Annotated in this window: 14 protein-coding genes and 1 tRNA gene; 13 read left to right on the forward strand and 2 right to left on the reverse strand. The window is 72.1% G+C overall.

What is annotated here, in order from left to right; all coding sequences use genetic code 11:
* Positions 1 to 32 precede the first annotated feature (32 nt).
* The 7 genes from AB0N90_RS12370 (at position 33) to AB0N90_RS12400 (ending at position 9409) form a co-directional block, all read left to right on the forward strand.
* Positions 33 to 266, forward strand: coding sequence for a hypothetical protein (locus AB0N90_RS12370; RefSeq protein ID WP_361668047.1), 234 nt, complete (start codon positions 33 to 35; stop codon positions 264 to 266).
* 125 nt (positions 267 to 391) lie between these two features.
* Positions 392 to 464, forward strand: a tRNA-Ala gene (locus tag AB0N90_RS12375).
* 250 nt (positions 465 to 714) lie between these two features.
* Entirely contained in the window at positions 715 to 3588 is a 2874-nt protein-coding gene (gene leuS / locus AB0N90_RS12380) for a leucine--tRNA ligase (protein ID WP_365195421.1), read from the forward strand.
* Between the two features lie 128 nt (positions 3589 to 3716).
* Positions 3717 to 4373: a hypothetical protein gene (locus AB0N90_RS12385; RefSeq protein ID WP_361668041.1), complete on the forward strand. Its 657-nt coding sequence runs from the start codon at positions 3717 to 3719 to the stop codon at positions 4371 to 4373.
* A gap of 126 nt (positions 4374 to 4499) precedes the next feature.
* Positions 4500 to 5375, forward strand: coding sequence for a DegV family protein (locus AB0N90_RS12390; RefSeq protein WP_365195424.1), 876 nt, complete (start codon positions 4500 to 4502; stop codon positions 5373 to 5375).
* Between the two features lie 150 nt (positions 5376 to 5525).
* On the forward strand, positions 5526 to 6545 hold the full coding sequence (locus AB0N90_RS12395) for a ComEA family DNA-binding protein (RefSeq protein WP_365195427.1): 1020 nt from the start codon (positions 5526 to 5528) through the stop codon (positions 6543 to 6545).
* Positions 6542 to 9409 carry a ComEC/Rec2 family competence protein gene (locus AB0N90_RS12400; RefSeq protein WP_365195429.1) on the forward strand — a complete coding sequence of 956 codons (2868 nt, stop codon included), beginning with the start codon at positions 6542 to 6544 and terminating at the stop codon, positions 9407 to 9409. The genes AB0N90_RS12395 and AB0N90_RS12400 overlap by 4 nt, the downstream gene beginning before the upstream one ends.
* A gap of 5 nt (positions 9410 to 9414) precedes the next feature.
* Here the strand turns inward: AB0N90_RS12400 and AB0N90_RS12405 are convergent, their stop codons facing one another.
* Positions 9415 to 9960, reverse strand: a complete 546-nt coding sequence (locus AB0N90_RS12405) for a DUF3761 domain-containing protein (protein WP_365195431.1) — start codon at positions 9958 to 9960, stop codon at positions 9415 to 9417.
* A 254-nt stretch (positions 9961 to 10214) separates the two neighbouring features.
* On the opposite strand from AB0N90_RS12405, the gene AB0N90_RS12410 reads away from it, so the two are divergent.
* The 3 genes from AB0N90_RS12410 (at position 10215) to holA (ending at position 12483) form a co-directional block, all read left to right on the forward strand.
* The gene (locus tag AB0N90_RS12410; protein WP_365195810.1) at positions 10215 to 11105 is read left to right on the forward strand and encodes a YceI family protein; all 891 of its coding nucleotides are present in this window, start codon (positions 10215 to 10217) and stop codon (positions 11103 to 11105) included.
* 41 nt (positions 11106 to 11146) lie between these two features.
* Positions 11147 to 11392, forward strand: a complete 246-nt coding sequence (locus AB0N90_RS12415; protein ID WP_361668027.1) for a hypothetical protein — start codon at positions 11147 to 11149, stop codon at positions 11390 to 11392.
* Between the two features lie 101 nt (positions 11393 to 11493).
* Entirely contained in the window at positions 11494 to 12483 is a 990-nt protein-coding gene (gene holA, locus AB0N90_RS12420; RefSeq protein WP_194192718.1) for a DNA polymerase III subunit delta, read from the forward strand.
* 204 nt (positions 12484 to 12687) lie between these two features.
* Here the strand turns inward: holA and rpsT are convergent, their stop codons facing one another.
* Positions 12688 to 12954, reverse strand: coding sequence for a 30S ribosomal protein S20 (gene rpsT / locus AB0N90_RS12425; protein ID WP_037655051.1), 267 nt, complete (start codon positions 12952 to 12954; stop codon positions 12688 to 12690).
* Positions 12955 to 13181: 227 nt separating this feature from the next.
* Here rpsT and lepA point away from each other — a divergent pair, with 227 nt between their 5' ends.
* The 3 genes from lepA to AB0N90_RS12440 all read left to right on the forward strand — a co-directional run bounded on the left by lepA (position 13182) and on the right by AB0N90_RS12440 (position 19183).
* A complete protein-coding gene (gene lepA, locus AB0N90_RS12430; protein WP_361668023.1) occupies positions 13182 to 15056 on the forward strand; it encodes a translation elongation factor 4 in 1875 nt (624 codons plus the stop codon).
* A gap of 291 nt (positions 15057 to 15347) precedes the next feature.
* Positions 15348 to 17225 (forward strand): AMP-dependent synthetase/ligase, encoded by a 1878-nt coding sequence (locus AB0N90_RS12435; protein ID WP_365195435.1) that lies wholly within the window; start codon positions 15348 to 15350, stop codon positions 17223 to 17225.
* Between the two features lie 161 nt (positions 17226 to 17386).
* Entirely contained in the window at positions 17387 to 19183 is a 1797-nt protein-coding gene (locus AB0N90_RS12440; RefSeq protein WP_365195812.1) for a SpoIIE family protein phosphatase, read from the forward strand.
* The last annotated feature ends 131 nt before the right edge of the window (positions 19184 to 19314 follow it).

A 19314-nucleotide genomic window follows, 5' to 3' on the forward strand; every position in this document is an offset into this window, starting at 1 on the left:
GGAAGGGGGTGCGGTCCGACGGGAGCTGATCGATGGGTGCACACAGGCGGAAGTGCGACTGGTGCGGCAGCGGTACGCCCATCGTGCGCGACATGGATCCGGTCAACGCCGACTACCAGTACTGGTGCGAGGAATGCGCGCGGGCGCTGATCATAAAAGGCGACCCCATCGAGACGTACCGGGAGCTGGAGGGCGAGCCGATCTACGGCCGCCTCCTGGAGGAGCACTGCACCCTCAAGAGGTTCTACTCCTTCGTCGCCGCCTGAGTTGATCATCGTAAAAACGGACATTCGCGACTAAGTAGTCGTAACGGAAACCGATTTGGCGCTCCAGCCCGGTGCCTGTAATGTTTACGACGTCGCCGGGGGAACCGGGCGGAGAAACAAAACAAGGGGCTATAGCTCAGTTGGTAGAGCGCCTGCATGGCATGCAGGAGGTCAGGAGTTCAATTCTCCTTAGCTCCACAGAAGTCGAGAGCGGATCATCCGGAAGGATGGTCCGCTCTCGGCCTATTCGCGCCCTACGTCCCCGCCGGATCGACGCCTGCGGTACCCTAGGCGCCATGCGTGCCGTACGCCTTCTGCTTAGCGGGCCGCGCTGATCAGTACCGACCCCGGTGGTACCCGTGAGGTCGGCATCGGCGCGGCGTCCCCTCCTGCGTGAGGGGATTTTTCATTTCTGCAGGCAGAGACGATCGATGGAGCTTTGAGGATCATGAGCGAGACGAACCCCGCTGCCGCCGCGACCCCGGCGGAAGCCGCCCCGTACCGCTACACGGCCGCCATGGCCGCCGACATCGAGGCACGCTGGCAGGACTTCTGGGACGCCGACGGCACGTATGCCGCGGACAACCCCAAGGGCGACCTGGCGGGCGAGGACGCCGCCAAGCCCAAGAAGTTCATCATGGACATGTTCCCGTACCCCTCCGGCGCCGGCCTGCACGTCGGCCACCCGCTGGGCTACATCGCCACCGACGTCTACGCCCGGTTCCAGCGCATGACCGGCCACAACGTCCTGCACACCCTGGGCTTCGACGCCTTCGGCCTGCCCGCCGAGCAGTACGCCGTGCAGACCGGCACGCACCCTCGCGTGTCCACCGAGGCCAACATGGAGAACATGAAGGCCCAGCTGCGCCGGCTGGGCCTGGGCCACGACAAGCGCCGGTCCTTCGCCACGATCGACCCGGACTACTACAAGTGGACCCAGTGGATCTTCCTGCAGATCTTCAACTCCTGGTACGACGACGAGGCCGGCAAGGCCCGTCCGATCGCCGAGCTGATCGCCCAGTTCGAGACCGGTGAGCGCGCGATCGAGGGCACCACGCGCGGCTGGAACGAGCTGAGCGCCGCCGAGCGCGCCGACGTCCTGGGCGAGTACCGCCTGGCCTACGCCTCCGACGCGCCGGTCAACTGGTGCCCCGGCCTGGGCACCGTGCTGGCCAACGAGGAGGTCACCGCCGACGGCCGCAGCGAGCGCGGCAACTTCCCCGTCTTCAAGTCCAAGCTGCGCCAGTGGAACATGCGCATCACCGCCTACGCGGACCGCCTGCTGGAGGACCTGGAGGAGCTGGACTGGCCCGAGGCCATCAAGCTGCAGCAGCGCAACTGGATCGGCCGCAGTGAGGGCGCCCGCGTCGACTTCCCCGTCGACGGCGAGCGGATCACGGTCTTCACCACCCGCCCGGACACCCTGTTCGGCGCCACCTACATGGTGCTGGCGCCCGAGCACCCCCTGGCCGACAAGTTCACCCCCGCGGCCTGGCCCGAGGGCACCCGCGAGGCGTGGACCGGCGGCCACGCCACCCCCGCCGAGGCCGTCGCCGCCTACCGCGCGCAGGCCGCCGCCAAGTCCGACGTCGAGCGCCAGGCCGAGGCCAAGGACAAGACCGGCGTCTTCACCGGTGTCTTCGCCGTAAACCCGGTCAACGGCGAGCAGGTCCCCGTCTTCATCGCCGACTACGTGCTGATGGGCTACGGCACCGGCGCGATCATGGCCGTCCCCGCGCACGACACCCGTGACTTCGCCTTCGCGCGCGCCTTCGAGCTGCCCGTGTGCTGTGTGGTCGAGCCGACCGACGGCCGCGGCACCGACACCGCCGACTGGGACGACGCGTTCGCCTCCTACGACGCGAAGATCGTCAACTCGACGGGCGAGGGCATCACCCTGGACGGCCTGGGCGTCACCGAGGCCAAGGCGCGCATCACCGAGTGGCTGGAGCGCAAGGGCATCGGCCGGGGCACCGTCAACTTCCGCCTGCGCGACTGGCTGTTCAGCCGCCAGCGCTACTGGGGCGAGCCCTTCCCGATCGTCTACGACGAGGACGGCATCGCGCACTCGCTGCCCGAGTCGATGCTGCCGCTGGAGCTGCCCGAGGTCGAGGACTACAGCCCGCGCACCTTCGACCCGGACGACGCGAACACCCGGCCCGAGACCCCCCTGTCGCGCAACGACGAGTGGGTCCACGTCACCCTGGACCTGGGCGACGGGCCGAAGAAGTACCGCCGCGAGACCAACACCATGCCCAACTGGGCCGGTTCCTGCTGGTACGAATTCCGCTACCTGGACCCGCACAACGACCAGAAGATGGTCGACCCGGAGATCGAGCGGTACTGGATGGGCCCGCGCGAGGGCCGGCCGCACGGTGGTGTCGACCTGTACGTGGGCGGCGCCGAGCACGCCGTGCTGCACCTGCTGTACGCCCGCTTCTGGTCCAAGGTGCTGTTCGACCTGGGGCACGTCTCCTCCGCGGAGCCGTTCCACAAGCTGTTCAACCAGGGCATGATCCAGGCCTACGTGTACCGCGACAGCCGCGGCATCGCCGTACCGGCCGCCGAGGTGGAGGAGCGCGACGGCGCGTACTACCACCAGGGCGAGAAGGTCAGCCGCCTGCTGGGCAAGATGGGCAAGTCCCTGAAGAACGCGGTGACCCCGGACGAGATCGCCGCCGAGTACGGCGCCGACACCCTGCGCCTGTACGAGATGGCCATGGGCCCGCTGGACGTCTCCCGCCCCTGGGACACGCGCGCGGTCGTCGGCCAGTTCCGGCTGCTGCAGCGGCTGTGGCGCAACATCGTGGACGAGAACACCGGCGAGCCGACCGTGACCGACACGGCGCCCGACGAGGACACGCTGCGCGCCCTGCACAAGGCGATCGACGGGGTGCGCCAGGACCTGGAGGGCCTGCGCTTCAACACCGCCATCGCCAAGGTCACCGAGCTGAACAACCACCTGACCAAGGCCAACGCCGCCCTGCCGAAGTCGGTGGCCGAGCCGCTGGTGCTGATGGTCGCCCCGCTGGCCCCGCACGTCGCCGAGGAGCTGTGGCGCCGCCTGGGCCACACCGACTCGGTCGTCCACCGGGACTTCCCGGTCGCCGACCCGCGGTACGTGGTCGACGAGACCGTGACCTGCGTCGTCCAGATCAAGGGCAAGGTCAAGGCCCGCCTGGAGGTGCCCCCGGGCATCTCCGAGGAGGAGCTGGAGAAGGTGGCCCTGTCCGACGAGAAGGTCGTCGCGGCACTGGACGGCGCGGGCATCCGCAAGGTGATCGTCCGTGCGCCGAAGCTGGTGAACATCGTTCCGGCGTAATCGCGACGCCTCTCGGGGTACTCCCCTACGGGCAGGTTCGGGGTTTTTCTGGAACCCCGGGCCTGCCCGTTGCGTTTACCGTTGAGGAGTGCCGCGACACGCGGCGCACCTGCCCGAGGAGGAGCGCCGTGGAAGCAGTGATCATCGTCATCTCCCTGTTCTTCCTGGCCTTCGTCGCCCTGGGCGCGTATGCCACGATCAAGGTGGTGAGCGCCGCCAAGCGCGGCGTGGACCGCACCATCGTCCAGGCCCGGCGCACCGTCGAGGACCACACGCTGCGCGCCAAGTCCTTCGCCCAGGTGGGCCCGGCCGCCGAGCTGGCCCAGCTGCGGCTCACCCTGCGCACCTCCATGCGCGCCACCCAGGACGCGCTGCAGGCGGGCGCGGCCGAGGACGAGTCGCTGAAGGAGTCCCTGGGCCTCTTCGAGCGCCTCAGCGCACACGGACACGAGCTGGACGCCGACCTCAAGCGCCTGGAGTCCGAGCCCGACCGCGGCACCCTCGCCGCCCGGCTGCCCGGCCTGCGCGCCCGCACCGAGCGGGTCACGCAGTCCGCCGACGCGCTGCGCTGGGCCGTCCGCGACCGCGCCCGCCGCTTCGCCGACGACGATCTCGGCACCCTCAGCGCCCAGATCGACATAGAGGCCGACGCCCTGCGCCACTGGACCCGGCCCGGCACCACCGGCGAGCCGGCCCCGGAGCCCGCGCCCCAGCCCCTCACCCCGCCCACGCCGCGCCCGTCATACCCGTGGCAGAAGAGCCCCCGCCCGGAGAGCACCACCTGACCGCCATCGGATCACCCGGGGTTCCGGGCTTGTCCCGGGCTCGAACCGGGCGTGCGGGGACCGGCCCCGGGCACACGTCAGGGGCCGGGCTGCCGCGCGTGCGCCCCGGCGGGTAACCTCCAGCTCATGTCCCGCCATGTCGCCATCGTCACCGATTCCACGGCCTACTTGCCGCACCGGACGATGGAGCGGCACGGCATCACCGCGGTCCCCCTGACCGTGGTCCTCGGCGACCAGGCGCTCGAAGAGGGCACCGAGATCTCCACCCGCGCCCTCGCCCAGGCCCTGACCAAGCGGCGCTCCGTCACCACCTCGCGCCCCAGCCCCCAGGTGTTCGCCGAGACCTACCGCAGGGTCGCCGAGTCCGGCGCGCGCGGCATCGTCTCCCTGCACCTGTCCGGCGAGTTGTCCGGCACCTACGACGCGGCCGTGCTCGCGGCCCGGGAGGCGCCGGTGCCCGTGCGGGTGGTGGACACCGGGATGGTCGCGATGGCCCTCGGCTTCTGCGCCCTCGCCGCGGCCGAGACGGCGGAGGCGGGCGGCACCGTGGACGAGGCCGTCACCGCCGCCGAGAAACGGGCCGCCGGCACCTCCGCCTACTTCTACGTCGACACCCTCGACTATCTGCGCCGCGGCGGCCGCATCGGCGCCGCCCAGGCCCTGCTCGGCTCCGCGCTCGCGGTCAAACCCCTGCTCAGCCTCGACGGCGGCCGCATCGAGCTGCTGGAGAAGGTCCGTACGGCCTCGAAGGCGATCGCCCGCCTTGAGGAGCTCGCCGCCGAGCGGGCCCAGGGCGCGGAGGTCGACATCGCCGTCCACCATCTGGCCGCCCCCGAACGCGCCGCCGCACTCGCCGACCGGCTGCGGGAACGGGTGCCGGGACTGGGGGAGTTGCACGTCAGCGAGGTGGGCGCGGTGATCGGGGCGCACACCGGGCCGGGGTTGCTGGGCGCGGTGGTCTCGCCGCGGTCAGCGGGGCGAGGTGAGAGCGGGACGCGGTGAGGCCGGGGTGGGGTGAGGCCGGGGTGGGGTGAGGCCGGGGTGGGGATGGGGGTCACCCACACGAGTGGCGAAGTTATCCACAACTCATCCGGTTTCCCCGGGAATTGACCAAGATCATCGCGAAGTGACGGGATGTCCGATCCTCGTCGCATGGCACTTCGATCACGTCCTCGCACCGTCACCCCGACCAGCGGCCCCGGCCGCGGTCCCGCCTCCGATGTCCGCATGCGGCATCGCGCGTCCGAGCACCGCCGCATCCGGCACCGCGCACCCGCACCCGCGGAGGATCTGCGGCGCCGTGCGGAACTCCTCTTCGGCGAACAAGCCGTGCAGCGGCGGGAGTCGGAGCAGCGGGATCCGGAACGGCGGGAGTCCGGGAAGGCGCCGCCTGCTCCGAGCGCTCCCGAACCGGTGGATCGACCGTCTGAGCACACGGATCGGCCGCCGGAGCCCATGGATCCGTCGCCGGACTACATGGATCCGTCGCCCCCGGACTGGCGGGAGCGGGCCGGGGCGGCGCTGCGGGAGCGGCTGCCCGTGTGGTTGCAGTCGCGATGCGGGGTGGAGCGGCGCGGGACCGTCGCGCTCGCCGTGCTGCTGGTGGTGGCCGCGCTCTTCGCCGTGCAGCACTTCTGGGTGGGCCGGCCGGAGTCGGTGAGCGCGCCCCAAGTGGTGCGCGCGCGGCCGACGTACACGAAGGCACCCGGCGCCAGCGCGGACATCGCGGACGGCCCCGCGACTCCGGGCGGGCAGATCGTCGTGGACGTCGGCGGCAAGGTCCGCGCTCCGGGGATCCGCCGTCTCCCGGCGGGTTCCCGGGTGGCCGACGCGTTGCGGGCGGCGGGCGGGGTCCGGCCCGGCGTGAACACCGACGGCCTCAACCGGGCCCGCTTCCTGGTCGACGGCGAGCAGGTGGTCGTCGGCGAGCCGGCGGCCGTCGCCGCTCCCGCCGGCACCGCGGCACCGTCCGGCCCGGCCGCGCCGGTCTCCCTCAACACGGCCACCGAGGACCAGCTCGACACCCTGCCGGGAGTGGGCCCGGTGCTGGCCCGCCACATCATCGACTACCGCACCCGGCACGCCGGTTTCCGCTCGGTGGACGAACTCCGCCAGGTCAACGGCATCGGCGACCGCCGCTTCACCGACCTCCGCGACCTGGTACGGCCATGAGCGCCGCCCTTGCGCACGGCACCGGGTCCGACCCCGGGTCCGACCCCGGGTCCGAGCCCGGGCCGGGCCTCCTGGATCTGCGCCTGGTGCCACCCGCACTCGCCGCCTGGGCCACGGCGACGCTCACCCTGGACGCCCCGACGGACCGGACCGTGTGCATCGCGGCCGTCTCCCTGCTCGGCGGGATCGTCCTGCTGGGCGCGAGCCGGGCGGGTCCCGAGCCCCCGGGACCCACGGGCCGCCGGTCCGCCTGGGCACGGGCCTCCCTCGCCGCGGTGCTCCTCTGCGTCGCCGCGTCGGCCACCTCCGCCGGGTTGCAGGGCGCGGACGTACGACGCGGACCGGTCCCCGGACTGGCCCGCCGCTCCGCCACCGTGACCGCCGACATCGAACTGACCGGGGACCCCTGGCTGAGCAGACCTCGGGTGCGCGGGGACCACACGGCTCCGGCGGCCGTGCTGATCCGGGCGGAGGTGCGCCGGGTCGAGGAGAGCGACGGAAGGAGCACGCGGACCCGGGCGCCGGTTCTGGTGGTGGTCGACGGGGGTGTGGCGGGGCCGGAGGGGGATGCCGGGCCGCGGTCGGAGCAGGAGACTCCCGAGGGCGCGGAGGTATCGGACCGGGTGCGAGCGGCGCCCGGAGACGGGTCGGTGGCCGCGACCGAAGGCTCCGGGGCGCCATCGCCCGGGGTGGCCCCATCGCCCGGGGTGGCCTCGCCAGACGGGGTGGCGGCGTCGGCCGGAGGCTCCCGGGCGCGCGCCGGGCAGGCCGGCTGGCTGAGGCTGCTGCCGTCCACGCGGTTGCGGGTGGCCGGGTGGCTGGCGCCCGCTCTCGCCGAGGGTGACCGGACGGCCGCCGTACTCAGGGTGCGGGGGCTGCCCGGGGCGCGGATCCTGGCGGGGCCGAGCGGGCCGCAGCGGTGGGCGGGGCGGCTGCGGGACGGACTGCGGGCGGCGACCGACGAACTGCCCGGGGACGCGCGGGCGTTGCTGCCCGGCCTGGTCGTCGGCGACACCGCGCGGATCACGCCCGAACTGGACGACGCCTTCAAGGCCACCGACCTGACCCACACCCTCGCGGTCTCCGGCAGCAACCTCACCGTGCTGCTCGCCCTGCTCATCGGCCCGCCAGGGCTGGCCCGGCTGACCGAACGCCGGGGCCTGGCCCCGCGCCTGGGGCTCTCCCTCAGGGCGACCGCCCTGTTCGCGGGGGCGCTCACGCTGGGATTCGTGCTCGTGTGCCGACCCGACCCCAGCGTGCTGCGGGCCGCCGCCTGCGGAGCCATCGCGCTGCTCGCCCTGGCCACGGGCCGCCGCAGATCCCTCGTCCCGGCCCTCGCCACCGCCGTACTGCTCCTGGTGCTGTACGACCCATGGCTCGCCCGCAGCTACGGCTTCCTGCTCTCCGTGCTGGCCACCGGCGCCCTGCTGGTGCTGGCCCCGGGCTGGAGCGAGGGGCTGCGGCGGCGCGGGGTGCCGCCGCGGCTCGCCGAGGCGCTGGGCGCGGCCGCCGCGGCACAGGCGGTGTGCGCACCGGTCGTGGCGGTGCTGTCGGCCCGGGTGAGCCTGGTGGCGGTGCCGTGCAATCTGCTGGCCGAGGCGGCGGTGGCGCCCGCGACCGTGCTCGGGTTCGCCGCGCTGGCGACCGCGCCGGTGGCGATGCCGCTGGCCGAGCTGCTGGCCTGGGGCGCGAGTTGGCCGACCCGGTGGATCGCCGGTGTCGCCAGGGCCGGGGCCGCGCTGCCCGGCGCGGGGGTGGACTGGCCGGGCAGTTGGCCGGGGGCGCTGCTGCTCGCGGCGGTCACGGTGGCCGTCGTCCTGGCCGGGCGGCGGCTGGTGCGGCATCCGTGGTGGTGCGGGCTGCTCGGGGCGCTGCTCCTGCTGGCGCTGGTGCGCCCCGCGCCGCTGACCCGGGTGGTGACGGGCTGGCCGCCGCCGGGATGGCGGTACGCGATGTGCGACGTCGGACAGGGCGACGCGACCGTGCTGGCGGCGGGCGCGGGGGCGGGGGTGGTCGTGGACGCCGGTCCCGATCCGGCGGCGGTGGACCGCTGTCTGAGGCAACTGGGCATCACCCGCGTCCCCCTCCTCCTGCTGACCCACTTCCACGCCGACCATGTGGCGGGGCTGCTCGGGGTGCTGCGGGGGCGGGAGGTGGCCGCGATCGAGACGACGGGGTTCGAAGAGCCGCGCCAGGAGGCGGAGTTCGTGAAGAGGGCGGCGGCCGGGCGCCATATCCCGGTGACCCGGGCCGTCGCGGGCGAGGAGCGGCGCACCGGCCCGCTGTCCTGGCGGGTGCTGTGGCCACCGGCGGACACCGGCCCGCCGACGGCTGCCGGTCCACCGCCGGGCACTGGCCCACCCACGGGACCCGGCGCACTCGCGGGACCCGGCGCACCCACGGGACCCGGCCCGCTTGCGGGACTCGCCTCGCCGCCCCCGAACGGCCCGGTCGCCGCCTCCGAGTTCGACGGGCCGAACGACGCCAGCGTGGCGCTGCTGGTCCGCACCGGAGGACTGCGGTTGCTGCTGCTCGGAGATCTCGAACCCCCGGACCAGCAGGCGCTGTTGAGATCTCCGCAGGCGGTGGGGATGGCCGGGGTGGATGTGCTGAAGGTGGCCCACCACGGATCGGCCTACCAGGACCCGGAGTTGCTACGGCTCGTGGCGCCCCGGGTGGCGCTCATCTCCTGCGGCACCGGGAACCCCTACGGGCACCCGGCCCCGTCGACGGTGGCCGCGTTGCGGGCCGGTGGCGCGCTGGTGCTGCGGACCGACCGGGACGGGGCGCTCGCGGTGGGCGGTTCCGGGGGCGCGGCCCAGGAGGTGAGAGTGACCCGGGACGGACCGTCCGGCCGGCGGTAGAGGGGCTAGCGGTAGAAGACGGCCACGCCGCCGTGGTGCGAGCAAGCGCCCTGGTGGTGGGCGGCATAGGAGTAGGTGCCGTCGTTGCACAGGGCGGTGGCGCCGTTTCCGGCGCTCGTCGAGCCCCCCGAGGAGCTGGAGCCGCCGCTGCTCGACGAACCGCCGGACGAACCCCCCGACGAGCCGCCGGAGGAGCCGCCCGACGAACCCCCGCTGCCGCCCGAACCGGCGGCCGGTGCGTGTGCGGTGACGGTCACCTTCACCTTGACGGTCTTCGTCGCCGTGACCGTCGGCGCGGGCTCGGGCGTCGCCGTCTCCGTGGCGGTGGCGGTCGCCGTGACCGTGGCGGTCGGCTGCACCTTGGCGGCCGTCGGCTTGGCGTCGGTCCCGTCGTCCTGGCCACCGGCACCGGCACCGGCCCCGATACCGAGGAGGAAGGCGAGCCCGATGGTGGGCAGCACATAACGCTTCCGCGCCCACTTGGGGGCGGTCCGGGTGGGCGGCTGCGGTGGCTGCGGTGGCATGGCGTACGGCTGGTACGGGTTGCTCATGGGTCCCCCCAAGGTGCGACAGAGGTAAGACCGTAACTCCGGATGTGATGTTCATGTGAAGTTTCCGTAAGGAAGTCGCTTGTTCGTGACGCGGTGAAGGTGATGCGAAACAGGCATTGGGCGATCAAATGCGCTCAGTTGTGGCGCATGCGCTGGATTCCTGTGATGTGGGCCCGTGTTGCCTCGAAAGCCGCAACAGTGATCGAATGGATCTTCGGCAACAGAAGATGTCGAGGCGTACAGGGGTGCAGTGGATGTTCGGCCGCTGGCTGGGTAACCGGACGAACGGGATGCAACCGGCGAGCCCGCTGGGGGCGGTTCGGACGCCGGCCGGGGCGGGGGTGATCGGCTGCCGGGTGGTCGATCCGGTCAACCAGCCCGTCACCGGGGCCGAGTTCACGGTCAGCGACACCATGGGACGCAAGGTGGTGACCGGGGGGACGGACCCGTACGGCTCGTTCCTGGCGACCGTGCCGGCGGGCGAGTACCGGCTCGCGGTGACGGCCGAGGGGTACACGCCCTACCGGGCCACCGCGCTGGTCGCGGAGGACACCTTCGCCTCGCTGGGCGATGTCACCCTCCAGGTCGCCCCGCCGCCCGAGCCCCCGGCGGCGGGCGAGTGGCAGCTCGACCCCGGACACTCCTCGATCGGTTTCACCGCGCGGCACATCGGCCTGGCCCGGATCCACGGGCGCTTCAACTCCTTCGCGGGCGCGGTGCGGATCGCCGAGCGGATCGAGCGGTCGGCGATGCATGTGGTGATCGACGCGGCGTCCATCGACACCGGGGTGCGGATGCGCGACGACCATCTGCGGTCGGGGGACTTCCTGGACGTACGGCGGTTCCCGACGCTGGAGTTCTACGGCGACCGGTTCACCCATCGGGGCGGCAGCCGGTGGTCGGTCACCGGCGCGCTGTCGCTGCACGGAGTGACCCGCACGGTGGCGCTCGACACCGAGTACCTCGGGCTCGGCAACGGCATCGAGGGCGAGACGCGGGCCGCCTGCCGGGCCACCACCGAGCTGCACCGGGACGACTTCACGATGAGCTGGCAGTCGATGCTGGCCCGGGGGATCGCGGCGGTGGGGCCGAGCATCCGCGTCGATCTGGATGTCCAGCTCGTGCCGCAGGGGCCCACGGGCTGACCTGGCGGTTCGGTGCCACGGGCGTGCCGGACAATGGCGGCGTGAGCGATGTGAGACATGTGCTGGTGCTGCCCGACCGGGATGCGGCTCAGGAGGCGGCGGAGGCGCTCGGGGAGCGGTTCGCCCTCGACGAGGAACCCCGGCTGCTCCGGGACGCGCTGGCCGGCGAGGACGACGCCGAGGACGCGCAGTGGCTGGTCGTACTGGCCGACGAGCAGCAGCGGCTGGACCCCCGGGAGCTGGACGAGTTCGCGGGGGAGTGGGAAGGGTGGCGCGAGGAGCCGTGAGCCGTGGGAGGCCGTGACCCCGGGCGCCGCGAGTCGTCGTGAGCACCGGTGTCGGCAGCGGACTCGGGGCGTTGTCGGTGGGGCGTGGGATGCTTGGTGCGATGGCCAGGAAGACTGCGAATGACGATGTCCTCGCCCCGGTGACGCTTGCCGTGGGCCAGGAGGACCTGCTGCTGGACCGCGCCGTGCGGGAGGTGGTGGCCGCCGCGCGCGCCGCCGACGCCGACACGGATGTACGGGACCTGACCCCGGACCAGTTGCAGCCCGGCACGCTCGCCGAGCTGACCAGCCCGTCGCTGTTCGCCGAGCGCAAGGTCGTCGTCGTACGCAATGCGCAGGATCTGTCGGCGGACACCGTCAAGGACGTGAAGGGGTACCTCGGCTCGCCCGCCGAGGAGATCACCCTGGTGCTGCTGCACGCGGGCGGCGCCAAGGGCAAGGGCCTGCTGGACGCCGCGCGCAAGGCGGGGGCGCGGGAGGTGGCCTGCCCGAAGATGACCAAGCCGGCGGACCGGCTGGCGTTCGTGCGGGGCGAGTTCCGTACGACGGGGCGGTCCGCGACGCCGGAGGCCTGCCAGGCACTGTGCGACGCGATCGGGAGCGATCTGCGGGAGCTGGCCTCGGCGGTGGCGCAGTTGACCGCGGACGTCGAGGGGACCATCGACGAGGCCGTCGTCGGGCGCTACTACACCGGGCGGGCCGAGGCCTCCAGTTTCACGGTCGCGGACCGGGCGGTGGAGGGTCGTACGGCGGAGGCGCTGGAGGCGCTGCGCTGGTCGCTGTCGACGGGGGTGGCGCCGGTGATGATCACGAGCGCGCTGGCCCAGGGGGTGCGGGCGATCGGAAAGCTGTCGTCCGCGCGGGGCGGGCGGCCGGGTGATCTCGCGCGGGAGCTGGGCATGCCGCCCTGGAAGATCGACCGGGTGCGGCAGCAGATGCGCGGCTGGACGCCGGACGGGGTGTCGGTGGCGATGCGGGCGATCGCCGAGGCGGACGCGGGCGTGAAGGGCGGCGGCGACGACCCCGAGTACGCCCTGGAGAAGGCGGTCGTCACCATCGCCCGCGCGGCCCGCTCCCGGGGCCGCGGCTAGGGCTTCACGAAGCCGTCCCCCGGCATGCCGAGAACCCCGCCTCCCGCCCTGGGGAAGGGCGGGTGACGGGGTTCTCGGTTCACGATGCTGAAGCCCCACCCGCGTGGCGAACGCAGGCCGCGTGGAGCTTCGGGGCTGCCGGTCGGGAGCGGATGAGAGAGGGCCCGCTCTTGGTCTTTCCGGCGGTCAGATCAAAGGGGTTGTTCAGCCCTTGATGGACGCGACCTTGGAAGCAAGCGCCGACTTCTTGTTGGCGGCCTGGTTCTTGTGGATGACGCCCTTGGAGACGGCCTTGTCGAGCGCACGCGCGGCGGCGCGCTGCAGCTCGGTCGCCTTGGCGGTGTCACCCGCGGCAGCGGCCTCGCGGGCCTTGCGGATCGCGGTCTTCAGGGAGGACTTGACGGCCTTGTTGCGCAGCCGAGCCTTCTCGTTGGTCTTGATCCGCTTGATCTGGGACTTGATGTTCGCCACGAAGGAGCCTTTTCAGGTTCAGGCACGGGGCCGCACGGGTCCCGTACCGGTGATCCAAAATTTCTCTGATCGTGCCTCGGGCCGAGAGGGCATGAGGCACAGCCATCTACAGTACCAGTGGCCCTGCGAGCGGCCCAAAACGCCCTTCGGTCCCTCCGCGTGGGACCATGGAGACTACGTATCGATCCGACCCGAGGCATAAGGCGCCTCAAGAGACAGGACCCTGCGTGCCCGCGACCCCTAACCACGTGCCCGAGCCGAGCCGTACCGCCCCGGCGCTGATCCGCAATTTCTGCATCATCGCGCACATCGACCACGGCAAGTCCACGCTCGCCGACCGGATGCTCCAGCTGACCGGCGTGGTCGAGCAGCGGCAGATGCGTGCTCAGTACCTCGACCGGATGGACATCGAGCGCGAGCGCGGCATCACGATCAAGTCCCAGGCGGTGCGTCTGCCCTGGGCCCCCACCGAGGGCCCCGACCAGGGCACGACGCACATCCTCAACATGATCGACACCCCGGGGCACGTCGACTTCACCTATGAGGTCTCGCGGTCGCTGGCCGCCTGCGAGGGAACCGTCCTCCTCGTCGACGCCGCCCAGGGCATCGAGGCGCAGACCCTCGCCAACCTCTACCTGGCGATGGAGAACGACCTCAAGATCATCCCCGTGCTCAACAAGATCGATCTGCCGGCCGCCCAGCCGGAGAAGTTCGCCGAGGAGCTGGCGAACCTGATCGGCTGCGAGCCCGAGGACGTGCTCAAGGTCTCCGCCAAGACGGGTCTCGGCGTCGAGGCGCTGCTGGACAAGGTCGTCGAGGAGATCCCGGCCCCGGTCGGGGTCGCCGACGCCCCCGCCCGCGCGATGATCTTCGACTCGGTCTATGACTCCTACCGCGGTGTCGTGACGTACGTCCGTGTCATCGACGGCCAGCTCAACAAGCGCGAGCGCATCAAGATGATGTCGACCGGCGCGACCCACGAGCTGCTGGAGATCGGCGTCAGCTCGCCCGAGATGCTCCCGGCCGACGGCCTGGGCGTCGGCGAGGTGGGCTATCTGATCACCGGTGTGAAGGACGTCCGCCAGTCCAAGGTCGGTGACACCGTCACCAGCCAGAGCAAGGGCGCCACCGAGGCCCTCGGCGGCTACAAGGACCCAAAACCTATGGTGTTCTCGGGCCTGTATCCGCTGGATGGCTCCGACTACCCCGAGCTGCGCGAGGCCCTGGACAAGCTCCAGCTCAACGACGCCGCCCTGGTCTACGAGCCGGAGACCTCCGCCGCCCTCGGCTTCGGCTTCCGCGTCGGCTTCCTCGGCCTGCTGCACCTGGACGTGATCCGCGAGCGCCTGGAGCGCGAGTTCGGCCTCGACCTGATCGCCACCGCCCCCAACGTGGTCTACCGCGTGGTCATGGAGGACGGCGTCGAGCACACGGTGACCAACCCGAGCGAGTTCCCCGAGGGGAAGATCGACGAGGTCTACGAGCCGGTCGTGAGGGCCACGATCCTCGCGCCCACCGAGTTCATCGGCGCGATCATGGAGCTGTGCCAGACCCGGCGCGGCACCCTGCTCGGCATGGACTACCTCTCCGAGGACCGTGTCGAGATCCGCTACACGCTGCCCCTCGCGGAGATCGTCTTCGACTTCTTCGACCAGCTGAAGTCCAAGACCCGCGGCTACGCCTCCCTCGACTACGAGCCCACCGGCGAGCAGTCCAGCAGCCTGGTCAAGGTCGACATCCTGCTGCACGGCGACAAGGTGGACGCCTTCTCGGCGATCACCCACAAGGACCAGGCGTACGCGTACGGCGTGCGGCTCGTCGCCAAGCTCAGGGAGCTGATCCCGCGGCAGAGCTTCGAGGTGCCGGTCCAGGCCGCCGTCGGCTCCCGGGTGATCGCCCGCGAGACCATCCGCGCCATCCGCAAGGACGTCCTCGCCAAGTGCTACGGCGGCGACATCTCCCGTAAGCGCAAGCTGCTGGAGAAGCAGAAGGAAGGCAAGAAGCGGATGAAGATGGTGGGTTCGGTGGAGGTTCCGCAGGAGGCCTTCATCGCCGTCCTGTCCAGCGATGACAGCGCGGGGTCGGCCAAGGGCAAGAAGTAACCGGGGACATCAGGAAGTAACCGAAGGTAACAAACGGTTGCGTCCGCAAAACGGACACCAGGGGGCCCGTCGTGCGAAAGCGCGGCGGGCCTCTGCGCGTGGGTGTGGTCACTCCGCGTCGACACTGAGGGGAAAGAGACAGGGTGAAGCCCCTTACGCAGCGGGCGGTCGCGCCTTACTCTGATGCCTGCTCGATAGTTACTCGCGAGTTAAACAACAGCCCGAACCCCACCGTGAGTTAACCCAGCCGCACGAGTACCAACCGCGCTGTCGCGGGCCCCGGAGGATGTCGTGAGCGACACACAGACCCAGATCGAGAACCGTCCGCCGTCCGTCGCGGCCCTCTTCCTTGAGCGCGTCGCGGCGACACCGGACGCCGAGGCCTACCGCTACCCGGTGCCTCCCGCCGCCGGGCAGGGCCCGGACGACTGGAAGTCGCTGAGCTGGGCCCAGACGGCCGACCGGGTGTACGCGATCGCGGCCGGACTCACCGAGCTGGGCATCGAGCCCGAGCAGCGCGTGGCGCTCGCCTCCTCCACCCGCGTCGAGTGGATCCTCGCCGACCTCGGCATCATGTGCGCCGGCGGCGCCACCACCACGATCTACCCGCAGACCAACGCCGACGAGTCCGCGTTCATCCTCGCCGACTCCGAGAGCCGGGTGCTGATCGCCGAGAACGCCGCCCAGGTCGCCAAGGCGGTCGAGAAGCGCGCCGAGCTGCCCGAACTGACCAGGATCGTCGTCATCGACCCGGCCGGCGTGCCCGAGGGCGACGACTGGGTGATCACCCTCGCCGAGCTGGAGAAGCGCGGCACCGCCTACCTGGAGCAGCACCCGCAGCTGATCAAGGAGCGGGTCGGCGCGATCACCAAGGACCAGCTCGCCACCCTCATCTACACCTCCGGCACCACCGGCCGCCCCAAGGGCGTACGGCTGCCGCACGACAACTGGTCGTACATGGCCAAGGCCATCGCCGCGACCGGGTTCCTCGGCCCGGACGACGTGCAGTACCTGTGGCTGCCGCTCGCGCATGTCTTCGGCAAGGTGCTCACCTCCGGCCAGATCGAGACCGGGCACGTCACCGCCGTGGACGGCCGCGTCGACAAGATCATCGAGAACCTCCCGGTGGTGCGGCCGACCTACATGGCCGCCGTGCCGCGCATCTTCGAGAAGGTCTACAACGGTGTCGCGGCCAAGGCCCGGGAGGGCGGCGCGGCCAAGTACAAGATCTTCCAGTGGGCGGCCGAGGTCGCCCGCGAGTACGCCAAGGCCGAGCAGGACAACTTCCGGCACACCGGCAACCGCACGGTGCCCTTCGGCCTCGCCGCCAAGCACAAGGTCGCCGACACCCTCGTCTACGCGAAGATCCGCGAGGCGTTCGGCGGCCGGCTGCGCGCCTGTGTCTCCGGCTCCGCCGCGCTCGCGCCCGAGATCGGCTACTTCTTCGCCGGTGCCGGCGTGCATGTCCTGGAGGGCTACGGCCTGACCGAGTCCTCCGCGGCGTCCTTCCTGAACCCCGGGGAGGCGTACCGCACCGGCACGGTCGGCAAGCCGCTGCCCGGCACGGAGGTGCGGATCGCGGACGACGGCGAGATCCTGCTGCGCGGCCCCGGCATCATGCAGGGCTACCACAAGCTGGCCGACAAGACCGCCGAGGTGCTGGAGTCCGACGGCTGGTTCCACACCGGCGACATCGGTGAGCTCTCGCCCGACGGGTATCTGCGGATCACCGACCGCAAGAAGGACCTGATCAAGACCTCCGGCGGCAAGTACGTCGCGCCGGCCGAGGTCGAGGGCCAGTTCAAGGCGGTGTGCCCGTACGTCTCCAACATCCTGGTGCACGGCGCCGACCGGAACTACTGCACCGCCCTCATCTCCCTGGACGAGCTCGCGCTCGCGGAGTGGGCGAAGGAGAACGGCCTGGGCGGCAAGCCGTACGCCGAGATCGTCGCGGCGCCGCAGACCGTGGAGATGGTCGACGGGTACGTCCAGCAGCTCAACGCCGGGCTCCAGCGCTGGCAGACCATCAAGAAGTTCCGGCTGCTGCCGCGGGACCTCGATGTGGAGCACGGCGAGATCACGCCGAGCCTGAAGCTGAAGCGGCCGGTGGTGGAGCGGGCGTACAAGGGGCTGATCGACGAGATGTACGCCGGGGCGCGGGAGAAGTAGGGCTCCCGCTCGGGCCCGGCTCAGGGGCGCGTTTTTGGCCACCGGCGCTCGAAAAGGTTCCCCTTACGATGCCGTCCTAGCACGCTTCTCGGCCATGCGTGGCCACTTCGGTGACTTCACGCTTATGCCCGACCCCCGTCTGTCACCCTGGCCGCATGGACATGGCGGCCATACCCACGCAGCGGGAGACGGCGGGCCGGGCGCGCGGACACGCCGCGCTGCCCGGCAGTCCGCTCGCGCCGGGCTCCGCGCGGGCCCTGGTGCGGGCCGCGCTGGCCGAGGCACCCGTGGCGCCCCGGCTCGTCGACGACGCCATGGCGGTCGTCAGCGAGCTGGTCACCAACGCCGTGGTGCACGCGGGCACCGAGATATCCCTCGACTGGTGCCTGGAGGACGGCGGAACGTTCCTGGTCGAGGTCGGGGACCGGCACCCGGCCCGGCCACCGCGGGACGCGACCGCGGGCGAGCCGCCGTACGACACCCTGGAGTACGGCCGCGGGCTGCGCCTGGTCGGGGCGCTCGCCGAGTCCTGGGGGGTCACCTACCGCACCGGCGCCAAGTCGGTGTGGGCCAGGCTGCCCCGCGGCGGCAGCGAGCCGCCGGCCGGCGGCGGGGCGCAGGACGCGCTGGAGGTCGCCGAGGTGCTGGCCCCGCAGTCGCAGCGCACGGACAGCGACCGGGACTGGCTCGGCCGGGGCGCGCTGTCCTTCCTCGCCGAGGCGTCCGACCTGCTCGCGGGCCAGCTGGACGAGAACCTGGTCACGGCCCTCACCGGCCAGCTGATCGTGCCCCGGCTCGCCGACTGGTGCGCGGTGTGGCTGGAGGACGAGGCGTCGGCGCGCGGCGGGTCGTACGACGGCCCGGCACGGGTCTGGCACGCCAGCGAGAACCGCATCGAGGAACTGCGCCGCACCCTGGAGAAGGAGCCGCCGCAGCCGGGGGACGGGGTCGGCTTCGGGCCCTCGCCCTACCCCTGGCTCGGTGACGCGCTGGGCGCCCAGGGCGCGGACGGTACGGCGCTGGCGTACCGGCTGGTCGCGGGCGGGCGGCCGCTGGGCACGCTGGTGATCGGGCGGTGCGGGCTCGCGCGCTTCCCCGACGAGATCACCGGCCTGGTGGAGGACCTGGGTCGCCGGGTGGCCCTCGCCATCGGCGCGGCCCGGCAGTACGCCCGGCAGGCCACCATCAGCGCCATCCTCCAGCGCGGGCTGCTGCCCGGCGCGGTCGCCGAGATCCCCGGGATGAGCAGCGCGCTGGTCTACGAGCCGTGCGACAAGAGCGGCCCCAGCGGCGACTTCTACGACCTGTTCCCGGCGGGCGACGGCCGCTGGTGCTTCGCGATCGGCGATGTGCAGGGCAAGGGCCCGGAGGCGGCGGTCGTGATCGGCCTCGCCCGGCCCTGGCTGCGGCTGCTCGCCCGCGAGGGCTACCGGGTCGCCGATGTCCTCGACCGCCTCAACCAGCTCCTCCTCGACGACGCCACGGAGGCCGCCGACGCCGCGGCGCGCGCCCTGGTCGCCGCGGGCGGCCGCGGGGAGGGCCCGCAGACGCGCTTCCTCTCGCTCCTGTACGGCGAGCTGATCCCGTACGAGGGCGGGGTCCGCTGCACCCTCGCCTCCGCCGGACACCCCCTGCCGCTGGTCCTCGGCCCCGACGGTACGGTGCGCACCGCGGCCCGCCCGCAGACGCTGCTCGGCGTGGTCGAGGACGAGACCTACACCAGCGAGACGCTGGACCTCGGGCCCGGCGACAGCCTGCTGTGCGTCACCGACGGGGTGACCGAACGCCGTCGCGGCTCCCGCCAGTTCGACGACTCCGACGGCCTCGCCACCGCCCTCGCCTCCTGCACCGGCCTCACCGCCGAGGAGATCGCCGAAAGGATCCGCCACCTGGTGCACACCTTCAGCGAGTCCCCTCCGGAGGACGACCTGGCCCTGCTGGTGCTCCAGGCGGAGTGAGGGGGCGGCACGGGGTTCGGCGGGCGTGGTCCGAGGCGGGGCCCGGTGGATCGGGTGGCGGCCGTGGCGGGGGCCGGGCGCCGGTCTTGCGGCCCGCCGGGCAGGGCCGGGGCGGTCCGGGGCGGTCCGGG

Source organism: Streptomyces sp. NPDC093018 (assembly GCF_040684035.1).
GTDB lineage: Bacteria > Actinomycetota > Actinomycetes > Streptomycetales > Streptomycetaceae > Streptomyces > Streptomyces murinus.